Source organism: Enterococcus mundtii, assembly GCF_002813755.1.
Lineage (GTDB): Bacteria > Bacillota > Bacilli > Lactobacillales > Enterococcaceae > Enterococcus_B > Enterococcus_B mundtii.
Window position 1 is genome coordinate 3208835 of the sequence record NZ_CP018061.1, and the last position, 21787, is coordinate 3230621.

General features: G+C 38.5%; 23 protein-coding genes. 18 read left to right on the plus strand and 5 right to left on the minus strand.

Annotation, left to right across the window (positions count from 1 at the left end; genetic code table 11):
• Positions 1-13: 13 nt before the first annotated feature.
• Positions 14-967, plus strand: coding sequence for a siderophore ABC transporter substrate-binding protein (locus EM4838_RS14960; RefSeq protein WP_071868046.1), 954 nt, complete (start codon positions 14-16; stop codon positions 965-967).
• A gap of 68 nt (positions 968-1035) precedes the next feature.
• On the opposite strand, the gene EM4838_RS17075 is transcribed toward EM4838_RS14960, so the two are convergent.
• Positions 1036-1158, minus strand: a complete 123-nt coding sequence (locus EM4838_RS17075) for a hypothetical protein (protein WP_254905451.1) — start codon at positions 1156-1158, stop codon at positions 1036-1038.
• Between the two features lie 67 nt (positions 1159-1225).
• The gene (locus EM4838_RS14965; protein WP_010734416.1) at positions 1226-1522 is read right to left on the minus strand and encodes a hypothetical protein; all 297 of its coding nucleotides are present in this window, start codon (positions 1520-1522) and stop codon (positions 1226-1228) included.
• Positions 1523-1741: 219 nt separating this feature from the next.
• Between EM4838_RS14965 and EM4838_RS14970 the strand changes: the two genes are divergently transcribed.
• From EM4838_RS14970 to EM4838_RS14990, 5 genes are all read left to right on the plus strand, one after another.
• Entirely contained in the window at positions 1742-2320 is a 579-nt protein-coding gene (locus EM4838_RS14970) for a GNAT family N-acetyltransferase (protein WP_010734415.1), read from the plus strand.
• Between the two features lie 47 nt (positions 2321-2367).
• Positions 2368-2727 (plus strand): iron-sulfur cluster biosynthesis family protein, encoded by a 360-nt coding sequence (locus tag EM4838_RS14975; protein WP_010734414.1) that lies wholly within the window; start codon positions 2368-2370, stop codon positions 2725-2727.
• A gap of 18 nt (positions 2728-2745) precedes the next feature.
• Positions 2746-3642 carry a metallophosphoesterase gene (locus tag EM4838_RS14980; RefSeq protein WP_023518919.1) on the plus strand — a complete coding sequence of 299 codons (897 nt, stop codon included), beginning with the start codon at positions 2746-2748 and terminating at the stop codon, positions 3640-3642.
• Between the two features lie 450 nt (positions 3643-4092).
• A complete protein-coding gene (gene relB, locus EM4838_RS14985; RefSeq protein WP_071868045.1) occupies positions 4093-4326 on the plus strand; it encodes a type II toxin-antitoxin system RelB family antitoxin in 234 nt (77 codons plus the stop codon).
• Positions 4323-4589 carry a type II toxin-antitoxin system RelE family toxin gene (locus tag EM4838_RS14990; RefSeq protein ID WP_071868044.1) on the plus strand — a complete coding sequence of 89 codons (267 nt, stop codon included), beginning with the start codon at positions 4323-4325 and terminating at the stop codon, positions 4587-4589. The genes relB and EM4838_RS14990 overlap by 4 nt, the downstream gene beginning before the upstream one ends.
• A 410-nt stretch (positions 4590-4999) precedes the next feature.
• Here EM4838_RS14990 and EM4838_RS14995 read toward each other — a convergent pair whose 3' ends face one another.
• Positions 5000-5734 carry an MIP/aquaporin family protein gene (locus tag EM4838_RS14995; protein WP_071868043.1) on the minus strand — a complete coding sequence of 245 codons (735 nt, stop codon included), beginning with the start codon at positions 5732-5734 and terminating at the stop codon, positions 5000-5002.
• A 433-nt stretch (positions 5735-6167) separates the two neighbouring features.
• Between EM4838_RS14995 and EM4838_RS15000 the strand changes: the two genes are divergently transcribed.
• From EM4838_RS15000 to EM4838_RS15015, 4 genes are read left to right on the plus strand one after another with little or no spacing between them, the layout of a single operon-like run.
• The gene (locus EM4838_RS15000; protein ID WP_071868042.1) at positions 6168-7697 is read left to right on the plus strand and encodes a helix-turn-helix domain-containing protein; all 1530 of its coding nucleotides are present in this window, start codon (positions 6168-6170) and stop codon (positions 7695-7697) included.
• Positions 7687-7908 carry a DUF2829 domain-containing protein gene (locus tag EM4838_RS15005; RefSeq protein ID WP_010734410.1) on the plus strand — a complete coding sequence of 74 codons (222 nt, stop codon included), beginning with the start codon at positions 7687-7689 and terminating at the stop codon, positions 7906-7908. Before EM4838_RS15000 ends, EM4838_RS15005 begins: the two co-directional genes overlap by 11 nt.
• Positions 7905-8666, plus strand: a complete 762-nt coding sequence (locus EM4838_RS15010) for a 3-oxoacyl-ACP reductase (protein ID WP_071868041.1) — start codon at positions 7905-7907, stop codon at positions 8664-8666. Before EM4838_RS15005 ends, EM4838_RS15010 begins: the two co-directional genes overlap by 4 nt.
• A gap of 28 nt (positions 8667-8694) precedes the next feature.
• Positions 8695-9342, plus strand: coding sequence for a DUF998 domain-containing protein (locus EM4838_RS15015; RefSeq protein WP_071868040.1), 648 nt, complete (start codon positions 8695-8697; stop codon positions 9340-9342).
• Between the two features lie 118 nt (positions 9343-9460).
• Here the strand turns inward: EM4838_RS15015 and EM4838_RS15020 are convergent, their stop codons facing one another.
• Positions 9461-10003, minus strand: coding sequence for a biotin transporter BioY (locus EM4838_RS15020; protein ID WP_071868039.1), 543 nt, complete (start codon positions 10001-10003; stop codon positions 9461-9463).
• 1474 nt (positions 10004-11477) lie between these two features.
• Positions 11478-12089, minus strand: a complete 612-nt coding sequence (gene rpsD / locus EM4838_RS15025; protein ID WP_010734406.1) for a 30S ribosomal protein S4 — start codon at positions 12087-12089, stop codon at positions 11478-11480.
• A 323-nt stretch (positions 12090-12412) separates the two neighbouring features.
• Between rpsD and EM4838_RS15030 the strand changes: the two genes are divergently transcribed.
• The 8 genes from EM4838_RS15030 to EM4838_RS15065 all read left to right on the plus strand — a co-directional run bounded on the left by EM4838_RS15030 (position 12413) and on the right by EM4838_RS15065 (position 21623).
• On the plus strand, positions 12413-13210 hold the full coding sequence (locus tag EM4838_RS15030; RefSeq protein ID WP_010734405.1) for a formate/nitrite transporter family protein: 798 nt from the start codon (positions 12413-12415) through the stop codon (positions 13208-13210).
• Positions 13211-13243: 33 nt separating this feature from the next.
• On the plus strand, positions 13244-13876 hold the full coding sequence (locus EM4838_RS15035) for a DNA alkylation repair protein (RefSeq protein WP_071866084.1): 633 nt from the start codon (positions 13244-13246) through the stop codon (positions 13874-13876).
• Between the two features lie 14 nt (positions 13877-13890).
• Positions 13891-14664, plus strand: coding sequence for an HAD family hydrolase (locus EM4838_RS15040; protein ID WP_071866085.1), 774 nt, complete (start codon positions 13891-13893; stop codon positions 14662-14664).
• A gap of 448 nt (positions 14665-15112) precedes the next feature.
• Positions 15113-15910 carry a TIGR00282 family metallophosphoesterase gene (locus tag EM4838_RS15045; protein WP_023518925.1) on the plus strand — a complete coding sequence of 266 codons (798 nt, stop codon included), beginning with the start codon at positions 15113-15115 and terminating at the stop codon, positions 15908-15910.
• A 15-nt stretch (positions 15911-15925) separates the two neighbouring features.
• Positions 15926-16300, plus strand: coding sequence for a YlbF family regulator (locus EM4838_RS15050; protein WP_071866086.1), 375 nt, complete (start codon positions 15926-15928; stop codon positions 16298-16300).
• A gap of 13 nt (positions 16301-16313) precedes the next feature.
• Positions 16314-18902 (plus strand): DNA mismatch repair protein MutS, encoded by a 2589-nt coding sequence (gene mutS, locus EM4838_RS15055; RefSeq protein WP_373865789.1) that lies wholly within the window; start codon positions 16314-16316, stop codon positions 18900-18902.
• Between the two features lie 17 nt (positions 18903-18919).
• On the plus strand, positions 18920-21028 hold the full coding sequence (gene mutL / locus EM4838_RS15060) for a DNA mismatch repair endonuclease MutL (RefSeq protein WP_071866088.1): 2109 nt from the start codon (positions 18920-18922) through the stop codon (positions 21026-21028).
• A 28-nt stretch (positions 21029-21056) separates the two neighbouring features.
• Positions 21057-21623, plus strand: coding sequence for a Maf family protein (locus tag EM4838_RS15065; protein WP_071866089.1), 567 nt, complete (start codon positions 21057-21059; stop codon positions 21621-21623).
• The last annotated feature ends 164 nt before the right edge of the window (positions 21624-21787 follow it).

Genomic DNA, 21787 nt, shown 5'->3' on the forward strand with positions numbered 1-21787 from the left:
AAGGAGCATCAAAATGAAGAAAATAGTTTTAGGATTTTTAGTCATAGCATCATTAGGATTAGCAGCATGTGGAAATAACGAAGCACAAACGAGTGAAACAACAGCATCAAGTGCTGTCGCAACGGATACAATGTTGACAGTCAAAGATAGCAACGGGGAATCTGTGGAAGTGCAACAAAATCCTGAGAAAGTTGTAGTGTTCGACAATGGATCATTAGATACGCTTGATGCATTAGGTGTTGGAGACAAAGTCGTAGGAGCGGCAACTAAAAATCTACCTGCTTACTTAGAAAAATATCAAGAAGTTGAATCTGCTGGGGGAATCAAAGAACCTGATTTGGAAAAAATCAATGAGATGCAACCAGATTTGATTATTATTTCCGGTCGTCAAAGTGATTATCAGGAACAGTTGAGCCAAATTGCCCCAACACTATATTTAGCAATGGATGCAGAAAAGCCATGGGAATCGATGCAAGAAAATGTGACAACATTGGCAAAGATTTTTGATAAAGAAAAAGAGGCAGAAGAAAAATTAACAGATTTAACGAAACAAATTGATGAAGTAAAAGAGAAAGCCAGTGCGCTTGATCAAACAGCTTTAGTTACTTTAGTGAATGAAGGGCAACTTTCAGCATATGGTTCAGGTTCACGTTTCGGACTAGTTCATGATTTATTTGGCTTTAAACAAGCCGATGATCAAATCGAGGCGTCTACACATGGTCAAAGTGTTTCTTATGAATATGTTTTAGAGAAGAACCCAGGGATTTTATTTGTGATTGATCGTACCAAAGCAATTGGTGGAGATACAAGCAACGATAACGTAGCTGCAAATGAATTAGTGGCACAAACAGATGCCGGTAAAAATGATCAAGTAATTTCATTGCAACCAGATGTATGGTATTTGAGTGGTGGTGGACTTGAATCAATGAACTTGATGATTGAAGATGTCAATCAAGCGCTAAAATAATTTTTCAATGAATACACAAGAAATGAACGAGTGCCTATCAACTAGATAAGTACTCGTTCATTTCTGATTCAATGGGTGATTGTTTGATCGTTAGGAAAATCTAGTGTAAGGGTAAATTCATTATCGACTTCATAAGGATCGATTCGTGGGGTTGGATCATGGAAAAAGTGAGCAAGCCATTGTCGGAACATAAGATCGCCTCCTTTGATTTGATTAAAGGATACAAGGCGAACCTTAGAGAAAGCTTAAAGCATAGAATCAAGCATGTGTTTCGGCTAATGCTTGATAATTGACGATCTTGACTTGACGATAAAAGTCAGCTGGCAGTTTTGACCAACGTTTCAAAAGTTGATAAAAATAACTATCCTCCGCTTTGATTTTGTACTCACTTAAAATCAATCCGAAGTAGTTTGGTTTTTTCTTTGCTAATTTGTGATAGATCGATAATGCTTTTTCTTTGTCTTCATCAACAAATAGTGTTTTAACTTCAATATAAGATCCTTCAATGTTCTGTGTTTCTTCAATAAAGTAAATGCTTTTTATATATTCTGTCATAAGTAAGACCTCCAGCGCTTGTTTAGTTGTTAAGATAACAATAGCTAAAATTTGTTAATAAATCGTGAACAAATAATTATTCTTTTTCAGCAATTGTTTAAGTTTTTTCGTTTATCAATATTTAATCTGTTATTTTAAGGAGATATTAAGTTTTGTCTTGCTTCTTTCCGTGAATTTCGATACAGTAATTTAAACTAAAGGAAAAGGTAGGGGATGCACATGGAATTATTGATCAATCGAAACTTAGTGTTTGCAGAAAATCGTGTCATAGAAACGGAACGTCTGATTTTAAGACCAATCACATTGGAAGACGTAGAAGATATATTTGAATATGCCCATGATGTAGAAACGACCCGCTTTGTTTTCCCTCGACATCAGTCGATCGAAGATACAAAAATCAGTGTTGCGAATTTTTTTATGGCATCACCGCTTGGAAAATATGCTATTGAATGGAAAGAAAACCGCAAGATGATTGGTACGATCGATTTGCGGATACAAGAAGGCGATGATACGGCTGAATTAGGTTACGCTTTAAATAAAAAGTATTGGGGAAAAGGAATCATGCCGGAAGCTGGAAAAGCGCTTCTGAAATTGGGCTTTGAAAAAATGGATCTCGTAAGGATCTTTGCTTATCATAATACGAAAAATAGTAAATCGGGACGAGTGATGGACAAGTTAGGAATGAGAGAAGAAGCTGTGATTCCTGATGCAAAACGAGAAAAAGGAGAAATCATTTCAATCGTTCTTAAAGGAATTACCAAAAAAGCTTGGTTGGAAGGTCACCCAAAAACAAGTTAGTTGCAACTTCGTACAAAAATCATTAAGCTAAAATTGAGGTGATTAAGATGGAATTTATCGTATCAAAAGAAGCGGAAGAACTGCTTCGTGGAAAAGTGAATGACAATGAACAATTATTGCTAGATGTAGAAGACGGAGATGGACCATTTGCGAATAGCCGGATCACTTGCCAAATCGATACTTCTTTTCGTCTGATTATTGTAGAAAAAGAAACATCGGCAGATCTAAGCTTATATTCTGAAGTAGTCGATACCCAAATGGGACCAATCAAAATCAAGAAAAGCGCACTCGTTTATTTGGATAATCCGACGACGTTAGCAGTAGAACCAACTTACAAGAGTCTGCAACTGAAAGGACCAGGAGGAATCATCAAAAATAACCTCCAAATCGTCACATCAACTATCTAAGATTTAGAAGGAAAAAGAATGGGAAATTTAGCGATCATCAGTGACTTACATGTGGACATCAATCAATTTGGCGAAGCTGAATTAATGCTCTTATGGGAAGTCTTACAACAAAAAAAGATTACTCGGCTTCATTTGGCTGGGGATACCGCCAATAAAGTCGATCGTTGTGTCGCAGTCGCTGAATTTTTTGCAGAGCGGCTACCAACGACTTTCCATTTTGGCAATCATGAGTTAGCCGATGTTACTGGCGAAGCAATGATCAGTCATTTTCCAGACGTCCATTTTTTGAATGAGCGCTATATTCCATTAAATGAGAAAACCGTGTTATTAGGCATCAACGGTTGGTATGATTACCAATTCTCAGAAGAAAAAGACGTGAAGAAAATCGTGCGGATGAAGCGTTTGTACTGGTATGACCGCTTGATTGAGCGAGATGGAACGGATCTAGAAGTGAATGATCGAGTAGTAGAAGCAACACGATCATTATTGGATACGCTACACAAAAAGAAAATGAATGTGATCTTATCAACACATTTTGTCCCAAAACAAGAATTCATTGTTTACCAAAACGCGCCTTATGAACGTTGGAACCAACTCAATGCGTTCTTAGGTTCAGCTTCATTTGGAAAACTACTCGATCAATACGATAATCTTCAACAAGTCGTCTTTGGGCATACGCATCGACGGTTTGAGGATAAAGTTCTCCAAGGAACGACGTATAGTTGTCGGCCGTTTGGCTATTATTACGAATGGCAATTGACACGAGATTTTATCGATGAATATCAATTGATTGATCGTTACAATCCAATGAAATTACGCGTATTATTACGAACGCATCGTCCAGAATTTAAAGAATACCAGTTACAACATTTAAAAAAAGAGTTTGAACAAGCAGTAACAGTGATTGCTTACTGAAAATTTGAAGACCACCAAGTATCGATTTAGATGACACTTGGTGGTTTTTTATGTATTTTTTAGTTTTACTTCATCGATCATTCCCATTCATTCTTGATCTCCGCTACTTTATTCCACCAATCCTGTCCGGCAACTTCATCGATCGTGTAATCTAGCGATGTATCAGACAATAAGCTGCCAACTTCTTTTTTCAATTCACTTGTCTAAATGGACACTTAATCGTTCGTTTGTCTTATTTGTGTCCATAATGAGTTGAATTCTCTCTTTGATGTACAAGCTACGACCCTATTCTACACTTATTTAGGGGGATAGACGATAAGAATATTCTTTGTTTCTCTATGGATGAGTAGATGAAAAATCATCTCGATAAGTGAACACAATTGTGTTCTTTCGTTCGAGGGTATGTTATAATTAAAGTGCCTATGAATTAAATCAGAGGAGGGGAATATTATGGCAACAATTACAGTTCGTGTGACAGAAGATGAGAAAAAATTTTTGGATGAAATGGCTAAGTTTGAAGGAAAGAGTCTCTCTGAATTACTTAAAACAAAAACATTAGATGCTTTAGAAGATGCGTATGATGCAAAGATAGGAGATTTAGCCTATGAAGAGTATTTGAAAGATAAAAAATCAAATGATTTATCTGTTCTTTTAGAGGAGTATGATATAGGTGAAAAAAAATGAGCTACTCGGTAAGAACAACTCCTACCTTCGATAGGCAAATAAGAAAACTAGACAAATTCGAAGCAACAACTATATTAAGATGGTTACATAAACAGATCGAAGGCACAAAAAATCCTAGATATACAGGTAAGCCACTTGTGGGGAACTACGCAGGTAAATGGCGATACAGAATAGGAAATTATCGCGTCATTACAAAGATTGATGATGAAAAGTTGATTGTTTTAGCATTAGAAGTAGGACATAGAAAAAATATATATCTATAGTAGAATCTACTCCAAAGTGAATAGTTATACACTTCGGTTTTTTGCATTCAAATATTTTTCACCAAGTCAAACCAAAAAGCACTTTATTCAAAAAGGAATGAGATGCCTTTGTATTGAGTTATCTAACCGAGATTTTATTCTTATTTTTGATAAAGATAAAACTTATCACGCCGAACACGAAGAGTACCAAGCCAAAAAGTAAAGTATGAGTGATGCCGATTGGCTAAGGTGCCACCTGTCCTTGATTAAAAACAAGTATTGAAGATATCCGATAAACAAAGAAACTGGCATAAAGATGATTCAAAGGATAATAAGCCAATCAGAGGATGATTTTAGACTTGAAATCAATAAAAAACGGAAATCTAAGGAATTGCTTCCAAAGATTTCCGTTTTTATAGTACTCATTAATTTTATGCCATAAATAATGCTTTGTAGACAAATACTGCTACAATACCGGCACAAATCGGTGCCACAACTGGAACCCAAGCGTAATCCCATTGTGAAGAACCTTTATGTTTCAATGGTAACAACGCATGAACCAAACGAGGTGCAAAGTCACGTGCTGGGTTCAATCCAGGACCTGTAGGACCTCCTAGTGAAGCGACCAATGTCCAAACTAAGAAACCAAGAGCTAAGTGAGCTGTTCCTAAGTTATCTTGGAAGAAAGGTGCTTTTGTGATACCTAATGCGCCAAAGAATAAGACGAATGAACCGAAGAATTCGTTGACGAAACCATTGAATTTAGAACCAACACTGTTGATAGTTGAGAAAGTTCCTAAGACATGGTTTACATCTTCAGTTTGATCGTAATAAGGTTTGTAACAAGCGACCACGATCAATTGTCCAAGAGCTGCTCCAAGTAATTGTGCAACGATATAAGGTACGACTTCTGCCCAAGGGAATAAACCATTAGAGGCTAAAGCAATCGTAAATGCCGGATTGATATGATTTCCGCTAATGCCACCAAAAATCATTGCTGGCATCATCACACCAAAACCATAACCAACAGCAATCAGCATCCAGTCACTGCCATATCCTTTTGTTCCTTTTAAATCTACGTTTGCGACAGCACCATTACCTAAAACGATCAATAATGCTGTACCAAGTAGTTCCGCCGCTAGACGGGTCATAAGTGAATAATCCATAATACCCTCCATAAATTTATTGAAATATAAAAAAGAAACAACAACACAGCGGGTGAAGTGTTCCGTAAGAGGTGTACTTCTGTTGTCGTGATAAGTGCAAAATAAAAAACGACTTCTTTATAGAAAGAAATCCGAGCAACAGTCGACACATTGATAAAACCCTATGACACAAAACACCAACCCTAACTATAAATATATCAAAAATAAATAGTGAGTTTTATCAAATATTGTCGCTATCAACAAACATTTTTTGAAAATTTCAGAAAAAATGAAACTGAAATGGAACGAATAATCGCACGATGCACTGTGAGTGAATCGTCTACAAAAAGAAGGGAATTACTTTAATTGAATGCCTCCTTAGCTTGTCTGTTTTGGTGTTTCAATAAGGATTATATGCTACAATGAGGAAAATAGTCGATAAGGGGTGAAGTCGTTGTATTTGTCTTCTGAGTACTTAAAACGTTTTGACAAAGACTTATATTACAAAGTGCTCTTACTCGAAAGCTTTGAGGATCAGGTAGGGCACACAGCGGCACAACTTGCACAAAAGGTTCAACTAGACGCACGAAGTGTAACCAGATATTTAGTTGAATTGATCAAAAATTATCAATTATTCAGTGGAAAAGAGCAATCTTTATTCACGAAGAATCATCGATCGGGTTATCATTTTTATGATTCTCTGGATCCTATTGAACGTGAACGCTTTTTGATTTACCTCGTGCAAAGTACGCTTAAATACCAGCTGTTGCACGACATTTTTTTTGAAGAATTTCATACGCTGTATCAATTCTCACAAAAGCATTATATCAGTGAGTCAACTGCTCATCGGAAAATCAATGATTGGAAAGAACAATTTTCGAGGTATGGTATCCAACTCAAAAGAGGAAGCTATATTGCGTGTGGGGAAGAAGAAATCATTCGATTATACCTACATATGACTTTTTGGCAGTTATTTCGTGGTAAAGTTTGGCCCTTCGAAACTATTCCACAACAGGACGTCAAACAAATTGCGGACCAGATTTTACAGTTTTTTGATGTTCGGTTGAATGAGATCAAGAAACGGCGATTAGAGTATATGTTAGGTGCATTTTTCTTACGTAAATCCCAAAAACATTTTGTGGTTTTAAATAATAAAAAACGACAGTTGATTGAAAAAAATCCACTCTTTGAAGCATTTAGTCAGTGGATGGCGCCTTTTTTTCCAAACTATTTCCAAGGGAAAGAAGAATTAGGTGCACTATTTCTAGTGCTGATGACCAGAGAAGAATATTATCAATCGTCAGGAATCCGTCAGCAGATTTTTGCTTTTCACCGAAAACAACAAACAGCTCCTTTTATAGCTCTATTAGAAATGAAGAATGCGTTAGCAGCATACTGCGAAGAAAAGCAGTTGACCGAGGAATCATTCACCAAAGAAGCAGAGAACTATTTGCTTAGTAGTCACCTGTTCGCGTACTTGTTTCCTCATGCGAAGGAAATGGTTGATGGGGAAGGTAGCAATTTTCCTAGACACTTCATTAGTGAAAATGAGTCATTGAAACAATGGTTGCTGAATTTTTTCAATCGAGCAACACAACGTGCAGACGAGTGGGTCTATGAGAATGCGACATTCTTGATGCGAAGGTATCTAACCGTGTTAAAAACGATGCGTGTTTTTGATCGACAATTACCAAAAGTCACTATTTTACTGATGACGGACTTTCCTCTTTTTGAAGAAGAATTACTAAAAGAAAACCTAAGGCACTTTTTCAGAGAAGAGTATCAGTTGTACTTTTTACCAGCGGATTATCGAGGAAGAGAGGTCGATCTATTACTATCCACAAGCAAGATCCATCGCAAACCTTGGGCGGATCTAGACTATTTCATCATCACAGATGAACTTGAACTCTCGGATTATATCCGTTTATTTGATAAAATCAAAGAAATCAAAACAAAGAAAGAGAGAAAAAATCATGACATTTGAAGAAGTATTGCCACAGTTAAAAACAGGTGCAAAGGTTATTAGAAAAGGTTGGAGTGGATTTGAATTATATGTTGTTCTGGTTTCCGATGATGAATTTGATGGTTGTCCAGTAACGCCTTATTTTCTGATCAAAACGAGCGACGAAGGATTTTCTAGCTTTGCGCCAACCGTTTGCGATATTCTAGCAGAAGATTGGATGATCGTTGAATGACGAATCATTATCCGGACTTAGCGAATCAAGTCGTCTTTGTGACAGGCGCCGCTCAAGGAATCGGTGCTGCACAAGCAGAAGCTTTTTTAAATCAAGGAGCGAAAGTATTTGGCGTAGATCTGAAAGTGGGTAAGATGGAAGAACTAGCAAAAAAATACCCTACGCATTTTATCTCATTTTTCGGTGATATTTCGCAAGAAGAAGTGATTGAACAAGCCATTACTACGTGTCATGAAAGAGCTGGTGCTATTTCTATCTTATTGAATACCGCGGGGATTCTTGATGGCTACAAGCCTTTATTAGAAACAGACGAAACACTTTGGGATCGGATCTATGAGGTCAATGTGAAAAGCCTCTTTCGACTAACAAAAAAAGTGTTGCCTGATATGCTCGAAAAGCAAACAGGAACGATCATCAATATGGCCTCCATTGCAGGTATGGTGGCTGGCGGTGGTGGAATCGCGTATACGAGCGCCAAACATGCAATCATCGGCTTCACGAAACAGTTAGCCCTTGATTATGCTGCGCAAGGGATACGTGTAAAAGCCATCGCACCAGGTGCCATCCAAACACCGATGAATGCAGCTGATTTTGCAGGTGACGGAGAGATGGCCAAATGGGTCGCAGAAGAAACGCCTGTTAAGCGTTGGGCACAGCCGGAAGAAGTAGCAGAATTGACGTTATTTCTTGCGACGCCTCAAGCGAGTTATATCCATGGAGCAATCGTTCCAATCGATGGTGGATGGTTGCTTAAATAGCTGAAAGAAGAATAAGTGGGGGAAACGTATGAAAGTGATCGTTTGGTTGATGCCTCTTGGAATGGTTAGTGTAGTTGCTTATTTTGTACATGTGTTTCTTGGGCAATACCTTTGGGAATCATATGATCCAATCACGACAGACATCAGTTCTTTAACCGCCATTGGTGCGCCAAATGCGAATTTATTGAATATGATCCTGCTTATCTATGGTATAGGCTTTTTACTATTTGTCATTGGAATGGTCGTGACCGCCTTTGAAAAGTATCATGGGATGACTCGGATCGGTTATCTGATTTTTCTTGTGATGGCAAGCACTACAGTGGTAGGCTATAAACTATTTCCATTGACAGGCGATAAGGCGGATATGAATTTCCAAAATACGATGCATATTGTTGTGACGATCATTGTCGTATTTACTACTATATCTTCTTTATTCCTTATTGGATTTGGCTATCTAAAACAAGAAAAATTGCGTAGGTTAGGAAAAATATCTATTGCTACCGCCATATTGATCACTTTTTTTGGCGCATTGAATCCAATTGGAATGGCACAAGGATGGAATATTTTAGGGTTGACGGAGCGAATGGTGATCTTCCCACTGCAAGCCTTTGTTTTCTTTCTGTCCTTCATCTATACGACGAATAATAAGTTGATAGTGAAAAATGAAATGGTATAACTAGATGATTATAGAAGTGTCTGGCTATGAGAATAAGCGATATCCGCCAAAAAATAGTTGCTCTATTTGGCGGATATCGCTTATTTTTAAAGTTTTTCTTTTTTATCCTATTAATTTTTTAAACTAATTTTTGAATGTTGAACCGTAATCTTTTTCTTAAAGTAGTGCCAACATAAGCCGCTCCCGTACTTTTGAGCAACTCTGGTAACAAGAATGGGACGAATCCGCTCAATAGCGCAGTTTGAACTGGCAAATGACTACTAAATGATAACCAAAGCGTACCTACAACTAAAGCAAGAAGAGAGCCGAATAGATTGGCACACCAAGCGTGGAAAAAGCGAGAATTGGTCTTCTCAATCCACCAACCAATGACGAAAGACTGAAGAATAAAACCAAAAAGGTAGCCGCCTGATGGTCCGAATAAGATGCCCATTCCCCCAGTCATGCCAGAAAAGACGGGTAGTCCGATCAATCCTAATAAGAGATACATACAAACAGCGAGAGTACCAGCACGTTTCCCAAGAAATGTGGCGGTCAAGCCAATCGCAAAAGTCTGGCCAGTAAGAGGAACCAAACCTAATGGGATAGTAAATTGTGAGAGGACTGCAATAATTGCTGTAAATTCGGCAACGAGTATAAGTTCTTTTAATGATTTTGTCATCCGTTCTCCTTTTTGTTAACCTATTTTATTTTTATGGTTAACGAAATTATAGAGGAAGAGAAAATAAATGTAAAGTCTCTTTATGATATATTTTGAAAACACACATAAGAAGTAAGAGTACAAAAATATTTCCAAATGTGAGAAAAAGTATGAATAGCAAGTGTTTTGATACGTGATATAATTTTTATATAACATAATCAACTATATTTTGGCACATAGAAAAATGAGGATGATCATTCATGATCTTTCTACAGATAGGTGCCCAACCTAGTCAATGAACTGGTTTGTTGGTTGAAACGGCCAGTGAACATTCATCGATTTGCCATGGGTAACTAAAAGCTGTTTGACGAATGAATGTGCCAATAATCAGCAACTGTGAAAGTGACAAGTTAACATGTCTATCCACCATTGATAAAGGGAGAAACTAAGCAGTTGCTTGCTTAAAGGACACATTTCATTGGAAAAGCAATGATGCGAGACAGTTTATGAAATTTGAAGCATCACACTGTAGAGGACATGTTCTTTTCCTCGTCTAAACCAAGTGGGAAGTGGCAGTTAAAAGCTGTATCTTCAGAGAACGATTGAGAAAATCAAAAACTTAGCTGTTTTATCACCCAAGTAGCGAATACAAATTGATTTCTCTTGCTATTGTTCGAGTCATGGATACAACTGAACCTGCTAAAGCCAACATAAAAAGATAGCACTCGACTCAACGGAATACGTACGTTGTTTTGAGGTCTATCTTTTTATGTGTGTCCGAGCGAAGAAAAGACACGGGGACATTATTTCTTATTACTTGGAGCTAATCAGCTTTTTCACAACCTCGATAAACGGTGTTCAAAAAGCTGACCTTCAACATTAAGCTAAAAAATCAAAAAATATGAACAGTTATTTTCTGATTTTCTATCTTACTGCTCAAGTCAAAACGCTTCTTTAACAACCTTGATAAACGGTGTTCAAAAGCCAACTCCTACGATAATAAGGCAAGAACTGAAAAAATATGGAGAATTATTTTCCAGTTTTTGCCTTATTACTTGGAGCTACCCGTCTTTTTCACAACCTCGATAAACGGTGTTCAAAAAGCTGATCTTCAACATTAAGCTAAAAAATCAAAAAATATGAACAGCTATTTTCTGATTTTCTATCTTACTGCTCAGGTCAAAACGCTTCTTTCACAACCTTGATAAACAGTGTTCAAAAGCCAACTCCTACGATAATAAGGCAAGAACTGAAAAAATATGGAGAATTATTTTCCAGTTTTTGCCTTATTACTTGGAGCTACCCGTCTTTTTCACAACCTTGATAAACGGTGTTCAAAAAGCAACACTTCGGACATAAGCCAAAAAAATCAAAAATGAAACAGCCATTTTCGATTTTTTTGGCTTATGCCTTAGTGCTAAGCGCTTTTTTCACAACCTAAAAAAACCAGCTATCCAAAGGATAGCCGGTTTTTTTTGTACCAAAGTTTTTTGAATTATAGGCTTTGGTTGTAGTATTCAACGACAAGTGCTTCGTCAATTTCTGGGTACAATTCGTCACGTTCTGGTAAACGAGTCAATGAACCTTCTAATTTTTCAGCGTCAAAGCTTACGAATGCTGGACGTCCAACAGTTGCTTCAACTGCTTCTTTTACAGTTGAGATGTTTTGTGATTTTTCACGAACTGAAATCACTTGACCAACTGCAACGTGGTATGAAGGGATATCAACACGTTTGCCATCAACCATGATATGACCATGGTTAACTAATTGACGTGCTTGACGACGAGTAGTTGCAAGACCTAAACGATAAACAACATTGTCTAAACGTTGTTCTAGTAAGATCATGAAGTTAACCCCGTGTTTACCTTCTTTGATTTTGCTTGCTTTAACGAACAAGTTACGGAATTGACGTTCGTTCATACCGTACATATGACGTAATTTTTGTTTTTCAGTTAATTGCATACCGTATTCTGATTGTTTGCCACGGCTGTTTGGTCCATGTTGACCTGGAGCGTAAGGGCGACGTGCTAATTCTTTTCCTGTGCCAGATAATGAAATACCTAGGCGACGAGAAATTTTCCATGATGGTCCTGTATAACGAGACATTAAAATTTCCTCCAATAGATAACTATATTTTTTGGAGTAAAATAATCCGTTAAAAAATTCATAATCGTATAGTTTGTTCTTCAATCTTCACCTTTGCAGCCGCGGTTACGCAATTGAACCCGAAGCGGGGCAACAAACTAGGGACGAGTTATTATTTTTCTGCTGCATTATTTTACACGAACTACAGTATAAGCGATATGACCTATCAATGTCAAGAGAATAAGTAGCAAAAAAGCTTTACAAACCCCAGTTCTGTCTATAGAATAAGAGGGTATATGCCAAAAGCATGAAAATAATTGAACAAATCTTAAAGGAGAAAAGAGATGAACCCAGTATCACCGTTGTTTGAAAAGATTGAGGCATCAATCGAAAAGAAAGTTGATTTGATCGGAAATAGTTACGCCCGTTATGCCGTGCGTGCTTTATTAGCCAGTTTGTTCTTGACACTTGGAACTGCTGTTGCTTTTTCGATTGCAATCAAAGGTGAGCATATTGCTCATGGATTTGGAAAGATACTTTATGCGTTTATGTTTAGTTGGTCGTTAGTCATGATTTTATACATGAATGCTGAACTTGGTACCTCAAATATGCTTTATATGTCGGTCGGGGTCCAACGTAAGCGGTTAAAATTAGGTCTAGCTGCAAAAATTCTGTTTACTTGTATTTTATTTAACTTGATTGGTGGGGTATTATTTGGCTTTTTAATTTCTTTGACGACACCATTCCAAGATCTGCCGATGGATAATTATATGTTAGAGTCGATTGCAGTCAAATTGACGAAACCGACAACAACCATTTTGGTGGAAGCAATGTTTGCCAACATTGTAGTAAATACAGCGGTATTGATTAGTATGCGAATGAAAGATGATGCAGGGAAAGTCTTAGCGATTGTTTTCATTATTTTCATTTTTGCTTTTTTAGGCTATGAACACGTTATTGCCAACTTCCCGGCATTCACATTAGCTTATTTTGTTTCAGGTGGGCAGATGGATGCCATGACTGTTGGTAATGTGATCCACAATCTTTCCTTTGCGTTGATTGGGAATTACGTTGGTGGTGGTTTAGTCATTGGTTTAGGTTATGCATGGTTGAATCAATCAAAATCATCCTATGTTGACTAGTTCGTTCCTTTAAAAATCGAAGGAGGCCATCCCTTGGAGACAATTGTTTTTCCGAATAATAAAGAAAAAGCTCAGCAGATGGAAGCTTACATGAAGCATCATTTCCGATTTGCAGGAGTTCCTAAGCCAGAAAGAGCGTTACTACAAAAGGCTCTTTTAAAAGAAAGCCAGGAGATACCTATTTCAGACTTACTTTTATTAGTAAAAGATTATTATATGCAGGAAGAACGGGAGTATCAGTATTTAGCGATCGATTTAGTCCAAAAGAACGTCAAGCGTCTTTCTTTTGATAACTTAGTATGGTTACTTGAGCTTGTCTCACAGAAGGAATGGTGGGACAGTATTGATTCTTGGCAAAAAGTCTACAGCACGTGGGGAAAACTTCACCAAGAAGTTGAGGCGGTTTTCAAATTATTTGAAGGTCAAGAAGACTTTTGGTTAAGACGAATTGCGATCACCCTGCAACTAGGGTTCAAAGAAGAGACAGATGTCGCTCTACTCGAACGAGCGATTGACGCAGATCGTTCAACAAAGGAATTTTTTATTCAAAAGGCTATTGGTTGGGCGTTGCGGGACTATAGCAAAACAAATCCACTTTGGGTAAAAGAACAATTGACAAAAGAATTAAGCAAGCTTGCAACGAGAGAAGCAAGTAAGTATTTATAGAGAGGCGAGATAGAATGACACGCAAATTAATTGCTTTTGATATCGACGGCACGTTGTTAGATTCCAACAAACAGGCATTGGACAGTACAAGGGAAGCCTTGGAAAAACTGCGTAAAGATGGACATTTAGTGACGATTGCTACAGGGCGTAGTCGCTTTCACGCACAAGAAGTTATCCGTGATCTAGCATTTAGCAATTATATTCTATGTAACGGTGCAGCCGGATTTTTGGATCATGAACAAGTCTATAAAAATTTGCTGGATCAAGAACAATTACACCAATTTATTCAAGAAGCGCAAGAAAAGGATATTGATACAGCATTTGTTAGTTTAGATTCAATCAAACGCTTTTCATCTAATCGTATCGATATGATGGAAGATGCGATGCATTCATTTGGTGCACATTTACCAGAATTGGACGAATACTTTGTTGAAAAACAGGATGTCTATCAAGCATTAGCTTTCTTTGACCATTCCTATGATCAACAATTCAGCGCTTATGATCGTATTCGGTTTGTGCGTTGGCACGAAAATAGTGTCGATGTGGTGCCACACGATGGTTCCAAAGCGGTAACGATCATGAACCTAGCCAATCGAGTAGGGATTGCGCCAGAAGACGTCATCAGTTTTGGTGACGGACAAAATGATCGCGAAATGCTTCGCATGTCTGGTATTGGGGTGGCAATGGGGAATGCCGTACCAGAAGTTCAAGCGGAAGCAAAAATGGTGACAGATACGAATGATCAAGATGGTATTTGGAAGGCTTTGAAAGAATTAGCTTTGATTTAAATTGCAAAGTTCATACAACAATAATTTTAGTTAAAAAGAGGGCATGCAACAGGATTTTTCTGATTGAATGTCCTCTCTTTTTTGAGTTTTGTATGATATATAAACGATATGTTATCATATTATCAGATAGTTACTATCATACTTCTTTAAAATAGGAGGTGATATCATGGGAGACATCATCGTACACGTTGTTTTGGTTTTGAAATTGCTGTTTTGGTTCATGACCTTCATAGGTATAGCACTGTCTATTGTTTACTTAGTAAAAAAATTAAAAAATAAATTTTGATCAATTTACATAGTTAGAGAATAAAGTTATAAAAAGCTGTTGCTAGTTAGTTCAAAATACCCTTTCTTGATATTCTAGAAAACAGCTTCTATTACAACCTCTTTCCTTTCTTTACTAAAACACTTATAATATAAGATACGTTAGAAGAGAAGAGGAAATCGTGTGCGGGTATTGTTTATTGGTGATGTAGTAGGTGCGATGGGTAGAGAAATGATCACAGAATATCTCCCTCGCTTGAAGAAAAAATATCGTCCACAAATGACGATCGTGAATGGTGAGAATGCGGCTTCAGGTCGTGGGATCACAGAGAAAATCTATAAGAAGTTTCTGCAAGATGGCGTAGATGTCGTGACGATGGGGAATCATACGTGGGACAATCGTGATATTTTTGAATTTATCGATGACGCGAAAAAAATGGTTCGTCCAGCAAATTTTCCAGAAGGTACGCCAGGGCAAGGAATCGTTTTTGTCAAAGTCAATCAATTGGAACTGGCAGTCATCAATATGCAAGCTCGTTCATTTATGGTTGATTTAGATGATCCATTTCGTAAAATGACCGAGTTAGTCGAAGAAGCTCGGAAAAGAACACCGATCATTTTTGTTGATTTTCATGGAGAAACGACGAGTGAAAAACAAGCAATGGGCTGGTTTTTAGATGGAAAAGTGTCTGCTGTAGTCGGTACACACACGCACGTTCAAACGAACGATGCGCGAATCTTGCCACAAGGAACGGCATATTTGACGGATGTTGGTATGACGGGTCCATATGATGGGATTTTAGGGATGCGTCGTGAACCGGTCATTGAAAAATTTTTAACGGCTTTACCAAAGCGTTTTGAAGTGGTGGAACAAGGTCGTGGGCTTTTAAGTGGTTGTATCTTGGACATCGACGACCAGACAGGACAAGCAAAAGATATCCAATTGATCCAAATCAACGATGACCGCCCTTACAGAGAATAGAAAGCGAGAGGGAATGTGCAGGACAAAACGACGATCCAATTAGAAGTCGACCAATTGGCGACTCTTTTAAAGAAGAATGAAACGATCACACGTTATCAAGAATTGGAACATAAAGTGAAACATAGTCGTTACTTGAATCAACAAACAGAAGCATTGAAGCAAGCGCAAAAAGATGCAGTACAATATGCGCATTATGGACAAAAAGAAGCAGAAAAAGAAGCAATCAAACGGATCGAAGTCCTGACACAATCTATCGACGACTATCCTTTAGTGATTGCTTACCGCCGTCAACTGGTGGAGGCAAATGAGTTATTGCAACACTTGACTCAAATGATCCAAAATGAAATCAATGAGTATATAGAGGAGGAGCATAATGCCTCAAAAAACTAAGAACACTCCAATGATGGAACAATATCTAAGCATCAAGGCACAATACCAAGATGCTTTTTTGTTCTATCGTCTCGGAGATTTTTATGAATTATTTTATGAAGATGCTGTCAAAGCAGCACAAATCTTAGAACTGACATTAACTAGTCGAAATCGTAATGCGGATGATCCAATTCCGATGTGTGGGGTACCGCATCATTCTGCACAAGGATATATCGACAGTTTGATCGAAAAAGGCTACAAAGTAGCGATTTGTGAACAAGTCGAAGATCCAAAGACGACCAAAGGCATGGTCAAACGAGAAGTCGTGCAATTAGTGACTCCTGGAACAGTGATGGATAGTAAAGGATTATCAGCCAAAGACAACAACTTTCTGACGGCGGTAGTCAATCAAGGTTCCGCTTTCGGGTTTGCTTATGCCGATTTGAGTACAGGCGAATTAAAAACAGCCCGCTTACTTGATGAAGAAGCTGTTTTGAACGAAACCTCTGCGTTACAAACAAAAGAATTGATTCTAGGTACAGAGATCAGTGAAACGTTATATGAACAACTAAGCACAAGACTTGGCTTAGTCTTCTCAAAACAAGAAAGTGTAGAAGAAAATGCAGAATTCAATTTTCTAACGAGTGAGTTGACGGATGAATTAGAAAAGGAAGCGACTGGAAAGTTACTTACTTATTTAGCAGTCACGCAAAAAAGAAGTTTGGCACATATCCAAAAAGCGGTTGAATACCAACCAGATCATTTCTTGAAGATGGATTATTATTCTAAATTCAATTTAGAATTAAGCCAGTCGATCCGTACTGGAAAAAAACACGGCACACTTCTATGGTTATTAGATGAAACCAAAACAGCAATGGGAGGACGTTTGCTCAAACAATGGCTTGATCGTCCGCTGATCCAATCCCATCAGATCAATGCTCGGCAAGAAATGGTGGCATCGCTGATCAATAGTTATTTTGAACGTCTTGATTTACAGAGTGCGTTGACGAAAGTCTATGATTTAGAACGTTTAGCTGGACGTGTCGCATTTGGTAACGTCAATGGTCGAGATTTGATCCAGTTAAAAACATCGCTACAACAAGTACCGATGATTCGCGGGCTGATTGAAGGCATCGATCAAGGACAATGGTCAGAGTTATTAACAGATATGCAGCCAATGGATTCATTAGTTGAGTTGATCGAACAAGCGATCCAAGAGGATGCACCTTTACAAATCACTGAAGGAAACGTCATCAAAGATGGCTTCAATGAACAGCTAGACACCTATCGTTCTGCGATGAGAAATGGCAAACAGTGGTTAGCAGAATTAGAAGCGCGCGAACGCCAAAGTACAGGGATCAAAAATTTAAAAGTTGGGTTTAATCGAGTGTTTGGTTACTATATTGAAATCACGAAAGCGAATTTGATGAATGCTGAACTGGAAAAATATGAACGTAAACAAACGTTAGCCAATGCAGAACGATTTATCACTCCTGAATTAAAAGAATTAGAAACACAGATTCTAGAAGCGGAAGAAAAATCAGTCGATCTAGAATACCAACTCTTTTTAGCTGTTAGAGAAGAAGTGAAAAAAGCAATCCAGCCATTGCAAACCTTAGCAAAATCATTGAGTACTGTAGACGTCTTACAAAGTTTTGCAACGATCAGTGAGCGTTATCAATATGTTCGTCCAGAATTGACGAACCAAAAGACACTAGTGATCGAAGAAGGACGTCATCCGGTGGTAGAAAAAGTGTTAGGGCATCAAGAATATATCCCAAATAGCGTGATCATGTCGGAAGAAGAAATGATCTTGTTGATCACTGGTCCTAATATGTCTGGTAAAAGTACGTATATGCGACAGTTAGCATTGACGGTATTGATGGCTCAGATGGGCTGTTTTGTTCCGGCGCAAAAAGCAGTGCTGCCGATTTTTGATCGGATCTTTACCCGAATCGGTGCAAGTGATGATTTGATTGCGGGGCAAAGTACCTTTATGGTGGAAATGATGGAAGCCAACCAAGCGTTGCGTCATGCGACGCCGAACAGTTTGATTTTATTTGATGAACTCGGTCGAGGAACAGCAACTTACGATGGAATGGCATTAGCACAAGCCATCATCGAGTACATTCATCAACACGTCAAAGCCAAGACGTTGTTTTCTACGCACTACCATGAGTTGACGGTGCTTGATACAGAATTGCCGCAATTGAAAAATGTTCATGTTGGCGCAGTCGAAAAAGATGGCGATGTGGTATTTTTACACAAGATGATGGACGGTCCGGCAGATAAAAGCTACGGGATACATGTAGCTAAAATCGCGGGTCTACCAGATGAATTATTGTCACGTGCCTCTGCGATCTTAGCCTTTTTAGAATCAGGAGAAACGACACACCATGTCTCTGCACTTGAAGCATCTGTCACGAAAAAAAGCGACTATCCTAAGTCACAAACCAACCAACCAAGCCATCAGGTCAATGAAGAGAGTCAACAACTATCTTTATTTGGTGAAGTAACGGAAGCTGAAACGCAAATCATTGCTGCATTGAAACAGTTGAACCTACTAGAAATGACGCCAATGGATGCGTTGAATAAATTGTACGAACTGCAAAAACAATTATAGGAAGAAGGTGCTGATCGATGGCGAAGATCCAAGAATTATCCGAACGCTTGGCCAATCAAATCGCCGCAGGAGAAGTCGTTGAACGACCCGCTTCTGTGGTGAAAGAACTTGTTGAAAATGCCATTGATGCCCATAGCTCTCAAATCGATATTCTCGTAGAAGAAGCCGGTTTACGAAAAATCCAAATCATCGATAACGGTGAAGGAATCTTAGCAGAAGACGTTGAAAATGCGTTCAAACGTCACGCAACGAGTAAAATCCATAACCGTGATGACTTGTTCCGCATTCGGACATTAGGGTTCCGAGGGGAAGCTCTTCCTAGTATTGCTTCTGTCTCTGAATTGACGATCGAGACAGCCAATCAAGATGAAACACAAGGGACCTATCTTGAATTAAAAGGTGGGGAAGTGTTGACACATCGTCCTGCTCCATTGAGACAAGGAACGAAAATCACAGTGAGCAATTTGTTTTTCAACACGCCTGCACGGTTAAAATACGTCAAGACATTACAAACGGAATTGGCGAATATAGGCGATATCGTCAATCGACTAGCGTTGAGCCATCCCGACATCGCCTTTCGCTTAGTCCATGATGGCAACAAGATGTTAGCAACAGCTGGTAACGGAGATTTGAAACAAACAATTGCCGGAATCTATGGTTTGGCGACAGCGAAAAAAATGTTGAAGGTTGAAGCAAAAGATCTAGATTTTGAAGTTTCTGGTTACATTTCTTTACCAGAAGTCACTCGTGCGAGTCGTAATTATCTTTCAACGATCATCAACGGTCGTTTTATCAAGAACTTTTCCTTGAACAAAGCAATCGTGGCAGGTTATGGTTCTAAACTGATGGTTGGTCGTTTTCCAATTGCTGTTTTAGAAGTCAAAATGGACCCGTTGCTTGTCGATGTGAATGTCCATCCAACGAAGCAAGAAGTTCGTCTATCGAAGGAAAAAGAATTGACTGAATTGATTGCACAAGCGATTCAACAAGCACTAAGTCAAGAAAATCTGATTCCTAGTGCAGCAGACAATTTACGTTTCAAGAAAAAAATCGCCGATCAACCTAAAACGGAACAAATCGAAATCGATCTTTCTTATGCGTTTGAGGAACCACCAAAGAAACCCCAAAGTTTAAATTTCGATCGCCAGACAGGTACATTTTACGTGGAAGAAAATCCACAAAAATCAACCTATCCTGTTGATAAGTCTGTGGAAAATGTTGAAAACTCTTCTATTTTTTCTGAAGATACACTGAATTATCCAGAAAAAGAGGAAAAAACGGTGGATAACTCTGGTGAAATTGTTGATAACTTTGTAGAAAAACCAGTGGATAACTTTCAGCAAAATCATTTATCCACTGTTGATAACTACTCAGTACAAGAAGAACGAACAGCATCAGTAGAAGAGAAAAGCATAGAGGAAGAATCAAGCTTTGAGCAAGAAGAAAGCAAGTTGCATCCCGAGTTTGACATGAGTCACGATAGCCGAATTTTGGAGAAAGCAATCAGTAAAGTCGAGCAGGAAGTACCAACACAACGTTTCCCACATCTTGAATATTTTGGCCAAATGCATGGGACCTATCTATTTGCCCAAAGCAATGAAGGCTTATACATCATTGATCAACATGCTGCGCAAGAGCGGATCAAATATGAATATTTCCGTGAAAAAATCGGCGATGTTTCAGATGATTTGCAAGAATTACTCGTTCCTTTTGTTTTAGACTATCCTAATAGTGATGCAATCAAGCTAAAAGAGAAGAAAGAACTATTAGAAGAGGCAGGCATTTATCTGGAAGAATTTGGTCAGAATAGTTTTATCGTAAGAGCGCATCCGACATGGTATCCAAGTGGGGAAGAAGAATCGATCATTCAAGGGATGATCGACATGTTATTGACAACTGGTGAAGTGAGTGTGAAGAAATTCAGAGAAGCCACAGCAATCATGATGAGCTGTAAACGCTCGATCAAAGCGAATCACTACTTGAACGAAGCACAAGCGAGGGTCTTATTAAAAGACTTAGCAAAATGTGAGAATCCGTTCAACTGTCCTCATGGTCGTCCGGTATTGATCCACTTTACGAATTCAGACATGGAACGAATGTTTAAACGAATCCAAGATCCGCATTGATCCGCGAGATTCGGAAAGGAAGTTTTTGATGAAAATAGTATTGGCTTCACAGTCGCCTAGAAGAAAAGAATTGCTCGGAAGATTAGTGCCAGCTTTTTCGATCCAACCGGCAGATATCGATGAAACGCCTAAGCCAAATGAGGACCCGCTTGCATACGTCCAACGCATGGCAGCAGAAAAAGCGGAGGCTGTGCAAAAAGAAAGCGAAGAAACGTTAGTTATTGCTAGTGATACTACCGTAGTTCTAGGAAACGAAATCCTTGGCAAACCAGAGGATGATGATGAGGCAAAACGGATGTTACGCAAATTCAGTGGTACGACACACGACGTCTACACAGCCGTCGTAATAACTGATGGGACTCAAGAAGAGCGTATCCTTTCCCAGGCAGCAGTCACATTTTATGAATTGACCGATGAAGAGATCGAGCGCTATCTAGCAACTGGCGATCACCGTGATAAAGCTGGGGCGTATGGCATTCAAAGTTACGCAGGGGCTTTCGTAGAGTCGATTTCTGGCGATTACTATAGTATTGTCGGCTTTCCGATCGGCGCAGTCAATCAGGCGTTGAAAAAATGGCCAGATCTTTTGTCCTAAAATCGCGGACATCTGTATCTAGGTGAATAAAATCAAAAACACATGATCCGAGTAGCAATAAACGGATCATGTGTTTTTTCTAATTACATTAGTTCATGACCTGGATTCAAGCGTATCGGCTAGAAGCTATAAAAAAACATGGTAAACTTAATTTATCTGAAGGG